The organism is Pseudomonas sp. RW10S2, from assembly GCF_014268985.1.
In the GTDB taxonomy this organism is placed as follows: domain Bacteria; phylum Pseudomonadota; class Gammaproteobacteria; order Pseudomonadales; family Pseudomonadaceae; genus Aquipseudomonas; species Aquipseudomonas wayambapalatensis.
Genome location: NZ_JABWRO010000054.1, coordinates 20,779 through 34,104, shown reverse-complemented (window position 1 = coordinate 34,104; position 13,326 = coordinate 20,779). Strand labels below are relative to the sequence as shown.

General features: G+C 65.6%; 16 protein-coding genes. 13 read left to right on the top strand and 3 right to left on the bottom strand.

Annotation, left to right across the window (positions count from 1 at the left end; translation table 11 throughout):
• Positions 1-35 precede the first annotated feature (35 nt).
• Positions 36-1,394, bottom strand: a complete 1,359-nt coding sequence (locus HU729_RS13665; protein WP_186710524.1) for a glutamine synthetase family protein — start codon at positions 1,392-1,394, stop codon at positions 36-38.
• Between the two features lie 188 nt (positions 1,395-1,582).
• On the opposite strand from HU729_RS13665, the gene HU729_RS13660 reads away from it, so the two are divergent.
• Positions 1,583-2,482, top strand: a complete 900-nt coding sequence (locus tag HU729_RS13660; RefSeq protein ID WP_186664492.1) for a helix-turn-helix domain-containing protein — start codon at positions 1,583-1,585, stop codon at positions 2,480-2,482.
• 25 nt (positions 2,483-2,507) lie between these two features.
• Here HU729_RS13660 and HU729_RS13655 read toward each other — a convergent pair whose 3' ends face one another.
• Entirely contained in the window at positions 2,508-3,263 is a 756-nt protein-coding gene (locus tag HU729_RS13655; RefSeq protein WP_186710522.1) for a PIG-L family deacetylase, read from the bottom strand.
• 316 nt (positions 3,264-3,579) lie between these two features.
• Between HU729_RS13655 and mdcA the strand changes: the two genes are divergently transcribed.
• From mdcA to madM, 9 genes are read left to right on the top strand one after another with little or no spacing between them, the layout of a single operon-like run.
• Positions 3,580-5,241, top strand: coding sequence for a malonate decarboxylase subunit alpha (gene mdcA / locus HU729_RS13650; protein ID WP_186710520.1), 1,662 nt, complete (start codon positions 3,580-3,582; stop codon positions 5,239-5,241).
• On the top strand, positions 5,241-6,086 hold the full coding sequence (locus tag HU729_RS13645; RefSeq protein WP_186710518.1) for a triphosphoribosyl-dephospho-CoA synthase: 846 nt from the start codon (positions 5,241-5,243) through the stop codon (positions 6,084-6,086). The genes mdcA and HU729_RS13645 overlap by 1 nt, the downstream gene beginning before the upstream one ends.
• Position 6,087: 1 nt before the next feature.
• Entirely contained in the window at positions 6,088-6,387 is a 300-nt protein-coding gene (locus tag HU729_RS13640) for a malonate decarboxylase subunit delta (RefSeq protein ID WP_054891317.1), read from the top strand.
• Positions 6,380-7,225, top strand: coding sequence for a biotin-independent malonate decarboxylase subunit beta (locus HU729_RS13635; protein ID WP_186710516.1), 846 nt, complete (start codon positions 6,380-6,382; stop codon positions 7,223-7,225). Before HU729_RS13640 ends, HU729_RS13635 begins: the two co-directional genes overlap by 8 nt.
• Positions 7,225-8,016, top strand: coding sequence for a biotin-independent malonate decarboxylase subunit gamma (gene mdcE, locus HU729_RS13630; protein WP_186710514.1), 792 nt, complete (start codon positions 7,225-7,227; stop codon positions 8,014-8,016). Before HU729_RS13635 ends, mdcE begins: the two co-directional genes overlap by 1 nt.
• A gap of 1 nt (position 8,017) precedes the next feature.
• Positions 8,018-8,632: a malonate decarboxylase holo-ACP synthase gene (locus HU729_RS13625; protein ID WP_186664505.1), complete on the top strand. Its 615-nt coding sequence runs from the start codon at positions 8,018-8,020 to the stop codon at positions 8,630-8,632.
• On the top strand, positions 8,629-9,549 hold the full coding sequence (mdcH, locus tag HU729_RS13620) for a malonate decarboxylase subunit epsilon (protein WP_186710512.1): 921 nt from the start codon (positions 8,629-8,631) through the stop codon (positions 9,547-9,549). Before HU729_RS13625 ends, mdcH begins: the two co-directional genes overlap by 4 nt.
• A gap of 60 nt (positions 9,550-9,609) precedes the next feature.
• Entirely contained in the window at positions 9,610-10,032 is a 423-nt protein-coding gene (gene madL, locus HU729_RS13615) for a malonate transporter subunit MadL (RefSeq protein WP_186664509.1), read from the top strand.
• Position 10,033: 1 nt separating this feature from the next.
• Complete coding sequence (gene madM / locus HU729_RS13610; protein ID WP_186710510.1) at positions 10,034-10,798, top strand: malonate transporter subunit MadM; 765 nt, start codon at positions 10,034-10,036, stop codon at positions 10,796-10,798.
• 22 nt (positions 10,799-10,820) lie between these two features.
• Here madM and HU729_RS13605 read toward each other — a convergent pair whose 3' ends face one another.
• A complete protein-coding gene (locus HU729_RS13605) occupies positions 10,821-11,732 on the bottom strand; it encodes a LysR substrate-binding domain-containing protein (protein WP_186664513.1) in 912 nt (303 codons plus the stop codon).
• A 214-nt stretch (positions 11,733-11,946) separates the two neighbouring features.
• On the opposite strand from HU729_RS13605, the gene HU729_RS13600 reads away from it, so the two are divergent.
• The 3 genes from HU729_RS13600 (at position 11,947) to HU729_RS13590 (ending at position 13,290) form a co-directional block, all read left to right on the top strand.
• Positions 11,947-12,498: an ATP-dependent Clp protease proteolytic subunit gene (locus HU729_RS13600; protein ID WP_186710502.1), complete on the top strand. Its 552-nt coding sequence runs from the start codon at positions 11,947-11,949 to the stop codon at positions 12,496-12,498.
• Positions 12,499-12,676: 178 nt separating this feature from the next.
• Positions 12,677-12,886: a general stress protein gene (locus HU729_RS13595; RefSeq protein WP_186664517.1), complete on the top strand. Its 210-nt coding sequence runs from the start codon at positions 12,677-12,679 to the stop codon at positions 12,884-12,886.
• Between the two features lie 128 nt (positions 12,887-13,014).
• The gene (locus HU729_RS13590) at positions 13,015-13,290 is read left to right on the top strand and encodes a DUF6555 family protein (protein WP_186664519.1); all 276 of its coding nucleotides are present in this window, start codon (positions 13,015-13,017) and stop codon (positions 13,288-13,290) included.
• Positions 13,291-13,326: the final 36 nt, after the last annotated feature.

Below are 13,326 nucleotides of genomic sequence, written 5' to 3'. Positions count from 1 at the left end.
GGGACCAGCCGCTCCCGCAGGCACCCTCCGTGGGGTCAGACGCTCAGCAGCAGGAACTCGCGCTCCCAGGAGCTGATCACCCGCTTGAAGTTCTCATGCTCGGCGCGCTTGACCGCAACGTAGCCCTGGACGAACTGGCGCCCCAGGTAGTCTTCCAGGACCTTGCAGTCTTCCATGTGCTGCAGCGCATCCTCGATGGTGATCGGCAGACGCAGGTTGCGGCGCTCGTAGGCGCGGCCCTGCACCGGCGCACTCGGCTCGATCTTCTCGACCATGCCCAGGTAGCCGCACAGCAGGCTCGCGGCGATCGCCAGGTAAGGGTTGGCATCGGCGCCCGGCAGGCGGTTCTCGACCCGCATCGCCTCGGGGCTGGAGGTCGGGACGCGCAGGCCGGCGGTGCGGTTTTCCTCGCCCCATTCCACGTTCACCGGTGCCGAGGTGTCTGGCAGGAAGCGGCGGAACGAGTTGACGTTCGGCGCGAACATCGGCAGCACCTTGGGGATGTACTTCTGCAGGCCGCCGATGTGGTGCAGGAACAGCTCGCTCATGCTGCCGTCTTCATTGGCGAACACCGGCTTGCCGGTGGCGATGTCGACCACGCTCTGGTGCAGGTGCATGGCACTGCCCGGCTCGTCGGTGATCGGCTTGGCCATGAAGGTGGCGGTGACATTGTGTTTGAGCGCCGCCTCGCGCATGGTGCGCTTGAACACGGTGATCTGGTCGGCCAGGTCCAGGGCATCGCCGTGACGGAAGTTGATCTCCATCTGTGCCGGGCCGTCTTCGTGGATCAGCGTGTCCAGGTCCAGGCACTGGATTTCGCACCAGTCGTAGACGTCCTCGAACAGCGGGTCGAATTCGTTCGCAGCATCGATGGAGAACGACTGTCGGCCACTTTCGGCGCGGCCCGAACGGCCCAGTGGCGCCTGCAGTGGCAGGTCCGGGTCTTCGCAGCGCTGGGTGAGGTAGAACTCCATCTCGGGCGCAACGATCGGCTGCCAGCCCTTGTCGGCGTAGAGTTTGAGGACTTTCTTCAGGACGTTGCGTGGCGACAGTTCGATGGGGTTGCCGTGCTTGTCGAAGGTGTCGTGGATGACGATGGCGGTCGGTTCGATCGCCCAAGGGATCTGGTACACCGCCGCAGGATCGGGGCGGCAGATCATGTCGATGTCGGCCGGATCGAGCAGGCCGTAGTAGATGTCGTCATCGACGAAGTCGCCGGTGACGGTCTGCAGCAGCACACTCTCGGGCAGGCGCATGCCACGCTCGTTGAGGAACTTGTTGGTCGGGGCGATCTTGCCGCGGGCAATGCCGGTCAGGTCACTGACCACGCATTCGACTTCGGTGATCCGGTGTTCTTTCAGCCAGGCGGACAGCTGATCGAAGGGGGCGTTCATACAGACCTCTTGGTTGGGTTTTGGTGGTGGGTACGCAGGCCGTGCGCCGTGTGCTGGTATTGCACGCCGTTGCACGAAGCCACTTCCCACAGGTCACGCTGAGGACTATCTTGGGCGCAGCCCCCCGGGGCTATCTATCCGTTTTCTCCGTCAATCAATGCACCAAAAGAGTGCATATAGGACGCCGCGTGAATACGCAAAACGCCTTGCAGGTCCAGGCCTTCAACACCACCGATGTCACCGAGCAGGTTCGCGCCACGCCCGGTTGGCAGCAGCAATACCGGCAGATGTCGCCCGGGCATTTCAGCGGTCAGTTGCGCTGCCTGGGGCTCGATGGCGTCGAGGTGTACGAAGAGCGCCTGAACACTCGCGTCGAACAGTTCTTCCGCGCGCCGAGCGGTTCGTTGACCTTCTGTTTCGACCAGGTCGAGAACAGCCTGTACCTGCTCAACGAGCAAAGCCGCAACATCTGGATCACCCCGGAGAACTACCAGGAAGTGGCGGTGGTGTTCGACCAACCGTTCCTGCAGCGCCACGGCCTGGATCTGGAGCGTCTGCAGGGGCTGTTCATGGTTCCGCTGGGCAGCGGCCAGAATGCCCTGTTCGGCAGTTGGCTGAGCGCGACCCTGACACGCCTGGCGCAGGCTGACTGCCCACTCGAAGGGCAGGCCTTGGCCGAGCAACTGCTCGATGACTGCCTGTTCATCCTCGACAACGCTTGCCAGCGCCTGCAGGGCCAGGCATTGGGCAAGCGCGGTGAAGAGCGGGCGATCATGCAGCGGGTCAGCGAGTGGGCGGCGGACTGCCCGGAAGAGACGCTCAATCTCATGGAGCTGGCGCAGGTGGCCGGGGTGTCGTTGCGTCAATTGCAGGAGGCCTTCAAGGCCTTTACCGGCATGCCCCCGGCGCATTGGCTGCGTCTGCGCCGACTCAACGGTGCGCGCCGCGACCTGCTGCGCGGCGCCAGCGACGTGACGGTAGCGGAAGTGGCGATGCGTTGGTCATTCTGGCACCTGGGGCGGTTTTCCGAGAGCTATCGCCAGTTGTTCCGCGAGTTGCCGAGCGAGACGCTCAAGCGCGGGCGCTGAAGGGGCATCTGCGAGAAGTTGGCTGTCAGATAAAGACCAGCTCAAAAGGCTGCAGCAGGCATTCCAGCAGCTGTTGCGGCACCACGGGCGGCGTGTCCGCATCCGCCTCCATCTGACTGACATGGGCAGCAATGGCCTGGCGCTTGCGCGCGAGGCTGGCTTCGTCGAGCTGGATACGACGCGCGCGTTGCCAAGGTAGCCGAGGATCGTCCGGCGTCGACCAGCGCCACGCCCATATCGGCGCTTCGGCCAGCGTTGCACCACGCGCCTGGGCGGCCTGTGCGCAGGCACGGCCCACCGCGTCATGGTCGCAATGACCGTCGTGGCGCCAGGGGCACATCAGCAGGTCGCCGGGTTGCAGCAACTGGCTCAAGTGATTGACCAGGAAGGCCTCATCGCGAGGCAGGGCACCGTCCTTGAGGTTCAGCCGTCGCCAATCCAGATCCGCGACCCGCAGATCGAGCTGCTGCAAGGCATGGCGGCTTTCCAGCGGGCGCTGGTGACGCAGGCGTCGTTCGCTCCATTTAGCCGAGCCTGGGTGGCTGCCTTCGCCGTCGGTGGCAGAGATGAGCACGAGGTCCTGCTCGCGGCCATGGAAGTAACTCAATAATCCGCCCGCCATGAGCACCTCGTCATCCGGATGCGGCGCTACCAACACCAGGCGCCGGCCCGGCGGGCACAGTTGTTCGGGGGTAATCCAGGCGGCCCGGGCCAGATGCGCGGATTTCTGCCATTCGCTCCAAGGGGTTCCCGCGTCAGCCTGGATCATGCGCTCGTTCATCGTTGCCAAGCTCCTGCTGTCAGTCGACTCAAACCAATCCAGGCGCGGGTATTCTGCGGCGGCTTGGTCATGGCGGGTTTCGGCGAGATTCCCGGGTCTCAGAATGATTGAGGGAGCGGGTGAGGGGAGAGTTCAAAAAAGCTGGCGCCACACGATCTGAATGTTAGGCGGGTTTGACGTGGGCGCGGGCTGCAGTGATGGCACCTCGTGGCCAAACCTTTACGCTCAGCGTAACGAATAACCACCGTGCTTGATTGATGCCCCCCACCCCGCAGGCCTAAGGTCACCCCACGACAGCGAACCCGTGGAGTCACCAATGACCACAACGAAGAATCCACCGCCGCAATGGTCGAGAAGGCGCGCCGAAAAGCAGCGCCGTCTCGAGCGGGTGCGTCACCTCGCCGATGGCGTGGTGCTGCCCACCGAGCGGATCGTCGAGGCCCTCGAACTGCTGATCGCCCCGGGTGATCGAGTGGTGCTCGAAGGCAACAACCAGAAGCAGGCGGACTTTCTTTCGCGCTCGCTGGCCAAGGCCGACCCTGGCCGCCTCCACGACCTGCACCTGATCATGCCCAGCGTCAGCCGCGCCGAGCACTTGGACCTGTTCGAACGCGGCATCGCCCGCAAGCTCGATTTCTCCTTCGCCGGCCCCCAGAGCCAGCGCATCGGCCAGTTGCTCGAAGACGGTCTGCTCGAAGTCGGTGCCATCCACACCTACATCGAACTCTATTCGCGCCTGCTGGTGGACCTGATCCCCAATGTCACGCTGGTCGCAGGCTTCACTGCCGACCTCGATGGCAACCTCTACACCGGCCCCAGCACCGAGGACACCCCGGCGCTGGTCGAGCCCACGGCGTTCAGCGACGGCATCGTCATCGCCCAGGTCAACCAGTTGGTGGAGCATGTCGACGACCTGCCCAGGGTGGACATCCCAGCCTCTTGGATCGACTTCGTGGTGGTCGCCGACCAGCCGTTCTACATCGAGCCGCTGTTCACCCGCGACCCGCGTCATATCAAGCCGGTGCATGTGCTCATGGCGATGATGGCGATCCGCGGCATCTATGAAAAACACCAGGTGCAGTCGCTCAACCACGGCATCGGCTTCAATACCGCCGCCATCGAGCTGATCCTGCCGACCTACGGCGAGTCGCTGGGGCTGAAGGGCAAGATCTGCCGCAACTGGACCCTCAACCCTCATCCAACGCTGATCCCGGCCATCGAGACCGGCTGGGTCCAGAGCGTGCACTGCTTCGGCACTGAGCTGGGCATGGAAGACTACATCGCCCAGCGTCCGGATGTGTTCTTCACCGGGCGCGACGGTTCGATGCGCTCCAACCGGCTGATGTGCCAGCTGGCGGGGCAGTACGCGGTGGACCTGTTCATCGGCGCCACCTTGCAGGTCGATGGCGACGGCCATTCCTCGACGGTCACCCGTGGCCGCCTGGCCGGCTTCGGCGGCGCACCCAACATGGGCCACGACCCACGCGGGCGGCGCCACGCGACCCCGGCCTGGCTGGACATGACCGTGCCCGAAACCCTGCTCGAACGTGGGCGCAAGCTGGTGGTGCAGATGGTCGAGACCTACCAGGAGGGCGGCAAACCCACCTTCGTCGAAACCCTGGATGCGGTCGAGGTGGCGAAGAAGGCCGGCATGCCGTTGGCGCCGGTGATGATCTATGGCGATGACGTGACCCACCTGCTCACCGAAGAGGGCATTGCCTACCTGTACAAGGCGCGCAGTCTGCAGGAGCGCCAGCAGATGATCGCGGCGGTGGCCGGGGTTACCGCCATTGGCCTGCGCCATGACCCCAAGGATACCGAGCGCCTGCGCCGCGAAGGCTTGGTGGCCTTGCCCGAAGACCTGGGCATCCGCCGCACCGACGCCAGCCGTGAGTTGCTCGCCGCACGCAGCATCGCCGACCTCGTGGAGTGGTCCGGTGGGCTGTACAACCCGCCCGCACGTTTCAGGAGCTGGTGATGAAAGCACTTTGCATACAGCCCCTGGCCTTGCCGGATCAGTTGGCCGACCTGGCCGTCGAAGCCTTGATCGACGAGGCCGACCTCTCGCCCAAGCCTGGGCTGGTGGACCGCCGTGGCAGTGGCGCCCATGGCGACATGAACCTGGCCTTGATGCACGCCTCGGCGCTGTCGCTGTGGCCGTGCTTGCGACAGATGGCCGAGGCCGCGCAACGCCATGGCGAGATCGCGGCGCCGCTGCGCGCAGAGCTTGGACGCCTTGGGCGTGAAGGCGAGGCAGCGATGCTTGCCACCACGGCCGGGGTCAATACCCACCGGGGTGCGATCTGGGCGCTGGGGCTGCTGGTTGCGGCGCGGGCGCTGAGCCCGGTGAGCAGCGATCCACATACCCTTGCCGCACGTGCCGGGCGCCTTGCGCTGATCGCCGATCCGGCCGCTCCTGTACAGGACAGCCACGGCATTCAGGTGCGCCGCCGCTATGGTGCGGGTGGCGCCCGCGAGCAGGCCCAGCAAGGCTTTCCGGCGATCACCGGTCACGGCCTGCCGCAACTTCGGCGTAGCCGCGCCGCGGGCGCCAGCGAGACCCATGCGCGCCTGGATGCACTGCTGGCGATCATGGCTTCGCTGAGCGACACCTGCGTGCTCTGGCGCGCCGGCGAGCAAGGTCTGGATGCCCTGCAGCAAGGAGCCCGCGCGGTGCTCGACGCAGGCGGCAGCGCCAGCTTGGCGGGTCGCCGTCAACTGCGCGCCCTGGAGGCTCGCCTGCTGCAACTCAATGCCTCTCCAGGCGGTGCCGCTGATCTGCTGGCCGCCTGCCTGTTCCTCGACAAAGCCGGGAGCCTGTGACATGGAAACCCTGAACTTTCAATTCCCCGCCGCACAACCGGGCCGTGGCCGCGCCCTGGTCGGCTGCGTCAGCTCCGGCGACCTGGAGGTGCTGATCGAGCCCGGCCAGGCCGGCAGCCTCGACATCCAGGTGGTGACCTCGGTCAACGGCAGCCAGGCCCGCTGGAGCCAGTTGTTCCAGCGCCTGTTCGACGGCCGCAGTTTGCCTGCGCTGAAGATCGACATCCATGATTTCGGTGCCACCCCCGGCGTGGTGCGCCTGCGCCTGGAACAAGGCTTCGAGGAGATCGGCCATGACTGATAGCGAACGCCTGCTGCACAGCCGCAGTTTCGTCGAGCTGGGCGCTCGACAGCGTGCCCGGGCCCTGCTCGACACGGGCAGTTTCCGCGAGCTGCTCGGCCCCTTCGATCGCCTGATGTCGCCCTGGCTGCCACGCCAGGGCATTGTGCCGCAGGCCGATGACGGCGTGGTCATCGCCAAGGGGAAGCTCGCCGGGCGTCCCGCCGTGGTGGCGGCCATCGAAGGCGGGTTCCAGGGCGGCAGCATGGGCGAGGTGGGGGGCGCGAAGATCGCCGGCGCCTTGGAACTGGCCGCCGAAGACAACCGTAACGGCATCCCCACCTGCGCCGTGCTGCTGCTCGAGACCGGTGGCGTGCGTCTGCAGGAGGCCAACCTGGGCCTGGCGGCGATTGCCGAGATCCAGGCCGCGATCGTCGAACTGCGCGCCCACCAACCGGTCGTTGGCGTGATCGCGGGTTCAGTCGGCTGCTTCGGCGGCATGTCCATTGCTGCCGGGCTGTGCAGTCACCTGCTGGTAACCCGCGAAGCACGTCTGGGCCTCAATGGCCCACAGGTGATCGAGCAGGAAGCGGGGATTGGTGAATACGATTCGCGTGACCGGCCTTTCATCTGGAGCCTCACCGGTGGCGAGCAGCGTCACGCCAGCGGCTTGGTGGACGCCTACGTCGCCGATGACGTCGAGGCGATCCGCAGCCAGTTGCTGGCGTTGCTGGCCGCACCCTCTGCGCAGCGTGCCAGCCGCCATCAATGGTTTCTCGAGCGCCTGGCGCAACTGGGCGACGACTGCCCGCAACTCGATGCCGCCGCCGTGCGTGCCCTGTATCAAGGAGATGCCTGATGAACCGTGCCCAGAACTGGTTGCAGGGCCTTGCCAGCGGCGAGCCGCTGCCAGGTTTTCCCGCCTCGGTGCAGGTGGTCGATGGCGAACTGGACAATCGCCTGGCGCGCTTTATCGCCGTGGTGCCCGATGTGCACAATCCCTTTGCCCGGGCCCGTACCGGCGAAGTCGGCCTGCTGGAAGGCTGGGGCCTTGCCAAGGCGGTCGCCGAGGCGGTGGACGCCGACCGCGACGGTGAGAAACGCGTGCTGGTTGCGCTGATCGATGTGCCCAGCCAGGCCTACGGGCGGCGTGAGGAAGCGCTGGGCATTCACCAGGCCCTGGCCGGTGCGGTGGAGGCCTACGCCCAGGCGCGTCTGGCCGGGCATCCGGTGATCGGGCTGCTGGTGGGCAAGGCGATGTCCGGGGCGTTTCTTGCCCACGGCTACCAGGCGCAACGCCTGATCGCGCTGGATGACAGTGGCGTCATGGTGCATGCCATGGGCAAGGCGGCGGCGGCGCGCATCACCCTGCGCAGCGTCGAGGACCTGGAAGCCTTGGCCGCCGAAGTGCCGCCGATGGCCTACGACCTGAAAAGCTACGCCTCATTGGGGTTGCTGCACACGCGTCTTGCCGTGGATAACGCGCAGGCGCCGACCGCCCAGGATCTGGCACGGGTCCGTGCCAGCCTGATCGATGCCGTACGCGATATCGGCGACGCCACCGACCTGCGCAGCCGCCTGGACGGCGAGCATCGCAGCGCCTCGCGCGAGGTGCGTCAGCGCCTGCGCAGCCAATGGCAGGAGGCCTGAGATGTACGCCCCGCGCCCACACGACCTGCTCTGGGGCATGACCCCGGCCATGCTGCCTGCCGATGCGCCTGCCTGGGCGCGTTCGGTATTGGCGGCCGGCGAGCCGGTGGTTGTGCGCCGGGCCCTCTTGGCGCCGGGCGGGGTGGCGGTCGGGCTGCGCGGGCGAGGGCGCGAGCAGCGTTTTGCCTGGCAGATGCGCGTGGCGGACATCGAGCACCGGGTCAGCCCCGAAGCACTGCGCGGGGAGGGCGAGTTGTCGTCGCCAGCCTTGCGTGCGCTATCGCAGGTCAGCGCTTGGTTGAACGATCGCGAGTGGCTGTGGGGACCTACCGGCAGCACGGGTTTCCAGCTCGCGACGGGGATCGAGGTGCTGCACGCTGGCAGCGATCTTGATCTGCTGCTGCGTGCCCCTGTGTCGATACCTCGTGAGCAGGCCGCTCGACTGCTGAAACAGTTGGAAGGCGCGGCCTGTCGCGTCGATGCGCAACTGGAAACGCCCCAGGGCGCGGTTGCCTTGCGTGAATGGGCCAGCGGGGCGCGTCGGGTGCTGCTCAAGTCGGCGGCTGGCGTGCGTCTGGTGAGTGATCCGTGGCAACTGCAGGAGGATGCGGCATGAGCAGCCTGTTCGCGTTCCCGGGGCAGGGCGCCCAGCAGGTGGGGATGCTTCATCGCCTGCCAGAGGGTAGTTCGGGCCTGCTCGAAGCGGCCAGCGAGGCACTGGGCGAGCAGGTGCTGATGCTCGACAGCGCCGAGGCCTTGCGCCATACCCGTGCCGTGCAGTTGTGCCTGCTGTTGACCGGCGTGGCCTGGGCGCGCTGGCTGATGCAACGCAGCCCGGCGCCGGGGTATGTGGCCGGGCTGTCGATCGGTGCCTACGCCGCGGCAGTCAGCGCCGAGGCGTTGGCGTTGGAGGACGCCGTGCGCCTGGTATCGCTGCGTGGCGAGCTGATGCAGGAGGCCTATCCGACAGGCTATGGCATGACCGCCTTGAGCGGCCTCGACCTGCCCAGTGTCGAGGGTTTGCTGGATGCGGTTGGAGGTGAGGTCTACCTCGCCAACCTCAACAGCGACAACCAGATCGTCATCGCCGGCAGCGACGCCGCGATGGCGGCAGTCGCCACGCGTGCGCGCAGCCTGGGGCAGGGCGTGGCTCGGCGCCTGGCGGTCAGCGTGCCGTCCCATTGCCCTTTGCTGGCGGCCCCGGCGGCCACCCTGGCCGCAGCGTTCGCCGAGGTCGAGTTGCGCCGCCCACGCATCGCCTACCTCAGCGCCAGCACGGCACGACCGATTTTCGATCCGGCACGCCTGCGCGACGACCTTGCCGGCAACATGGCCCGGATCGTCGACTGGCGCGCGACCCTGCGCAGCGCCTGGGAGCGCGGTGTGCGCCTGCACCTTGAGCTGCCGCCGGGCAGTGTACTCACTGGCCTGGCGAGGCGAGTCTTTGAACCTGGAAAAGTGCTGAGCGTGGAATCCACGCGTGCGGACAGCATCGATGCACTGTTGCGTCAGGAGGTGGCCGACAACCGATGACCGCGCTGTAGCTCGAAGGACAACAACAAACAACTTCGATACAACCTGAGGAAAACAACAATGATCATCTATGGTGTGGCTCTGCTGGCGGTGTGCACGCTGGCCGGCGTCATCGTCGGCGACTTCCTGGGCGTGCTGTTGGGCGTCAAATCCAATGTGGGCGGGGTTGGCATCGCCATGATCCTGCTGATCTGTGCGCGGCTGTACATGCACCGCAAGGGTGGCATGAGCAAGGAATGCGAGTTCGGGGTCGGTTTCTGGGGCGCGATGTACATCCCGGTGGTGGTGGCCATGGCGGCCCAGCAGAATGTGGTCACTGCTCTGCATGGCGGGCCCGTGGCCGTGGTGGCCGCTGTCGGCGCGGTGCTGGTGTGCGGCGCGACCATTGCCTTGATCAGTCGCAGCCATCGCGGCGAGCCGTTGCCGGCGCTCGACGCGGCGCCGCCAGCCTCGGTGCAGCCTGCACCTGCGGGAGGTCGCTGATATGTGGCCGCTCATTGAGAAAGCCCTGGAACACAACGACCTGATCACCGCGTTCGCCGTCGTCGGCGCGGTGATGTGGGTATCGGTGATGCTCTCCAAATACCTGACCTTCGGCCGCGTGCACGGCTCTGCCATCGCCATCGTCATTGGCTTGGTGCTGGCCTGGATCGGCGGCAACCTGACCGGCGGGCAGAAAGGCCTGGCGGACGTCACGCTGTTTTCCGGGATCGGGTTGATGGGCGGGGCGATGCTGCGCGATTTCGCCATTGTCGCCACCGCCTTCGAAGTGCAGGCCACCGAAGCGCGCAAGGCCGGGATGATTGGTGCGGTGGCACTGTTGCTGGGCACTGTGCTGCCCTTCATCGTCGGTGCGGCGGTGGCCTGGGCGTTTGGGTATCGCGATGCGGTCAGCATCACCACCATTGGCGCGGGCGCGGTGACCTACATCGTCGGGCCGGTGACCGGGGCGGCGCTGGGGGCAAGCTCCGACGTGATGGCCTTGTCGATTGCGACCGGCCTGATCAAGGCGATCCTGGTGATGGTGTTCACGCCGGTGTCGGCACGCCTGCTGGCCTTGGACAACCCGCGCTCGGCGATGGTGTTCGGCGGCCTGGCCGGGACCGTTTCCGGGGTGACGGCCGGATTGGCGGCAACGGACCGGCGATTGGTGCCCTACGGTGCGCTGACCGCCACTTTCCATACCGGGCTGGGGTGCCTGATGGGGCCGTCGATCCTGTACTTCTGTGTACGCGGCCTGGTGGGATAAGGAGTACAGTCGGCCTGGGCTCTCAACCTTCGCGGCTGTACATCCGGCACTCGGCCAATAGCGCCAGCAGGTTCGGCTCGCGCTCGCGCGCCTTGAGAAACACTGCACCGATATGCTGCTGCAACCGGTAGCGCGGTTGCAGCGCGATCAAGCGCACGCGGTTCTCGTACACCGCGGCGATACGGCCCGGCAGCAGGGCATAACCGACCCCCGAGCTGACCATGCTCAGCAGGGTGAAGATATCGTTCACTTGCATCGCCACCTTCGGTTCGAAGCCGGCCTGTTCGAAGACTCGTGCGCCATCGCGGTGGGTGGCGAAACCCTGTGTAAGGGTGATGAAGGTGGAGTCGGCTAGGTCCGCCAAGTCGACTTCGGCCTGCACGGCGAACGGCGAGTCGGTCGGCACGGCCAGGAAGATATCGTCGGAAAACAGCGCCAGGTGTTCACAGGCCGGATCGTTGATGCTGTCGTCGAGCGAGACCAGGATGGCGTCCAGTTCATGGTTCTTGAGACGGTGCAGCAAGTCGACGTTCGAGCCAAGGGTGAGGTCGATGTTCAGCTCGCTGCGGCGCAGCTTCAGGCCCATGACCAGCTTGGGCACGGTCTTGACCGTGAGCGAGTACAGCGCCCCCAGGCGAAAGCGTTCGGCATAGAAACCTGCGGCCTCGCGGGTCTGGCGCACCATCTGCTCGGCGTCCTGCAGCAGTTGCCGGGCCTTTTTCTCCAGCACATAGGCGCTTTCCAGCGGGATCAGCTGGCGGCCTTCGTGCTTGAACAGCGGGCAGCGCAGGGCGTTTTCCAGCGAGTGGATCGCCCGGTGCACGCTGACCGCGCTGGTCGACAGCTCGCTGGCGGCGCGGCCCAGGTTGCCACTGCGCATGAAGGCGAGAAAGGTCTCGAGCTTCTTCAAGGTCAGTTCTTCGTCGATCAGCATGCGCAGGCGCTCGCGGGCGGTCGGAGTGTCGATAATGCCACAGCACGGCGCGACCCCGTCAGCCTTGCGCAGGGGCGCAACGCTGACGGTTTCTGCCGGCCGGGGTGTTTCAGGGGAACTTTGCCTGGCCGGACGATTCCACCGAATGCCGGGCCCACTGCAGCGGCCGCCCGACTGAACCATCGTCCTGGATGGACGACCCCTGGAGGTACGCATGGCCCGACACATCATTCATTTCACTGGCCCGATCAATTCCTCGACCTGTGGCAACCTGATCAACACCTGTTCACGTGCCGTGCAGCAGGGCGCCGAGGTGTTGCAGATCAACATCGCCACCATGGGCGGCGAATGCAGCTATGGCTTTACGCTGTACAACTTCCTGCTTGGACAGCCGGTGCCCGTGCATACCCATAACCTCGGCACGGTCGAGTCGATGGGCAATATCCTGTTCCTTGCCGGCAGCCATCGTACGGCTTGCCAGTACAGCAAGTTCCTCTTCCACCCGTTCCACTGGACTTTGCACGGCTCGGTGGACCACTCGCGCATGGCCGAGTACGCCATGAGCCTGGACTACGACTTGCGCCTGTATGCCGAGATCGTCGCCGAACGTACGCAAGGCTCGGCCGAGGACCTGGATGTGATGCGTTACCTGATGGCTTATCCACGCATCCTAGGGCCACGGGAGGCCCTGGCCAGCGGAATGATCCATGCCATCGATGACCTGCCGCTCGCTGCGGATATGGTGCAGTGGAGTGTGCACGCCTGAAGCCCCGTGTTGTACGGCGGCCCACAGGTTCGCGCACAAGCGTTCGATGGCCCTGCCTTTTAGCGCCGCCGGTCAGTTCCCCTGCAACGCGATGGAGCAGATCGTCACACGCCCGTTCGGAACTCTTGTAAGGCGCGCATTCGCGCCTTGCGCCACAGATCGCCAAAGGAGAAACGACATGGCACACGATCAGGACCGCCCAAGCCAGCGCGGTGGCACCAAGGAAACCAATCCTGGCAATTTCGCCAACGACCGCGAGCGGGCCTCCCGCGCTGGCCAGAAGGGTGGCCAGAATTCCGGGGGCAACTTCGCCAATGATCGAGCACGGGCTTCCGAAGCCGGGCGCCGGGGTGGCCAGAACAGCCACGGCAGTGGCCGCAACCCATGATTGCGCTGCTACTCAGCCGCTGACGAAGCAGCCTTGGCGCTGTTTTCGAGTGAGCTCGACAATCTTTTGAATCTTCACGGAAAACTCTGATCAATCAAAAGTCATCCATGGAGAAGAGGAGGCCCGTGATGCCAGCTCCACAGTTGTACATCATCGAATACACGCTGCACGCCGAGGCGCGCAGTTTCATCATTCGATCGGAGCGAATGGACAATGCCGAGGCATGGCATTGGGCCAGTTGTGATGCAGGGGTCGGGATCATTCCGAAGTTCGGACGGGAGAAGATCAGAAAGGTAAGCCGCCCGATGGCCGAGCGTTATGGCGTTACCGGGGTGAGTTGGCGCTTGTCCGGTGGCAAGGCTCCACTTCCTCAAGGCGCGCCAGGCACCGTGGTGACTGGTTGAACCCGCTGCGAAAAAGCCCCCACCTGCAGACGCGGG

What these genes read in the sequence shown, in the direction of transcription:
- madM (WP_186710510.1), top strand. Translation starts at nt 10,034, where the DNA reads ATGTGGCCGCTCATTGAGAAAGCCCTGGAACACAACGACCTGATCACC.
- HU729_RS13645 (WP_186710518.1), top strand. Translation starts at nt 5,241, where the DNA reads ATGAAAGCACTTTGCATACAGCCCCTGGCCTTGCCGGATCAGTTGGCC.
- HU729_RS13640 (WP_054891317.1), top strand. Translation starts at nt 6,088, where the DNA reads ATGGAAACCCTGAACTTTCAATTCCCCGCCGCACAACCGGGCCGTGGC.
- mdcE (WP_186710514.1), top strand. Translation starts at nt 7,225, where the DNA reads ATGAACCGTGCCCAGAACTGGTTGCAGGGCCTTGCCAGCGGCGAGCCG.
- HU729_RS13595 (WP_186664517.1), top strand. Translation starts at nt 12,677, where the DNA reads ATGGCACACGATCAGGACCGCCCAAGCCAGCGCGGTGGCACCAAGGAA.
- HU729_RS13635 (WP_186710516.1), top strand. Translation starts at nt 6,380, where the DNA reads ATGACTGATAGCGAACGCCTGCTGCACAGCCGCAGTTTCGTCGAGCTG.
- mdcA (WP_186710520.1), top strand. Translation starts at nt 3,580, where the DNA reads ATGACCACAACGAAGAATCCACCGCCGCAATGGTCGAGAAGGCGCGCC.
- HU729_RS13605 (WP_186664513.1), bottom strand. Translation starts at nt 11,732, where the DNA reads ATGCTGATCGACGAAGAACTGACCTTGAAGAAGCTCGAGACCTTTCTC.
- HU729_RS13655 (WP_186710522.1), bottom strand. Translation starts at nt 3,263, where the DNA reads ATGAACGAGCGCATGATCCAGGCTGACGCGGGAACCCCTTGGAGCGAA.
- HU729_RS13665 (WP_186710524.1), bottom strand. Translation starts at nt 1,394, where the DNA reads ATGAACGCCCCCTTCGATCAGCTGTCCGCCTGGCTGAAAGAACACCGG.
- HU729_RS13600 (WP_186710502.1), top strand. Translation starts at nt 11,947, where the DNA reads ATGGCCCGACACATCATTCATTTCACTGGCCCGATCAATTCCTCGACC.
- HU729_RS13625 (WP_186664505.1), top strand. Translation starts at nt 8,018, where the DNA reads ATGTACGCCCCGCGCCCACACGACCTGCTCTGGGGCATGACCCCGGCC.
- madL (WP_186664509.1), top strand. Translation starts at nt 9,610, where the DNA reads ATGATCATCTATGGTGTGGCTCTGCTGGCGGTGTGCACGCTGGCCGGC.
- HU729_RS13590 (WP_186664519.1), top strand. Translation starts at nt 13,015, where the DNA reads ATGCCAGCTCCACAGTTGTACATCATCGAATACACGCTGCACGCCGAG.
- mdcH (WP_186710512.1), top strand. Translation starts at nt 8,629, where the DNA reads ATGAGCAGCCTGTTCGCGTTCCCGGGGCAGGGCGCCCAGCAGGTGGGG.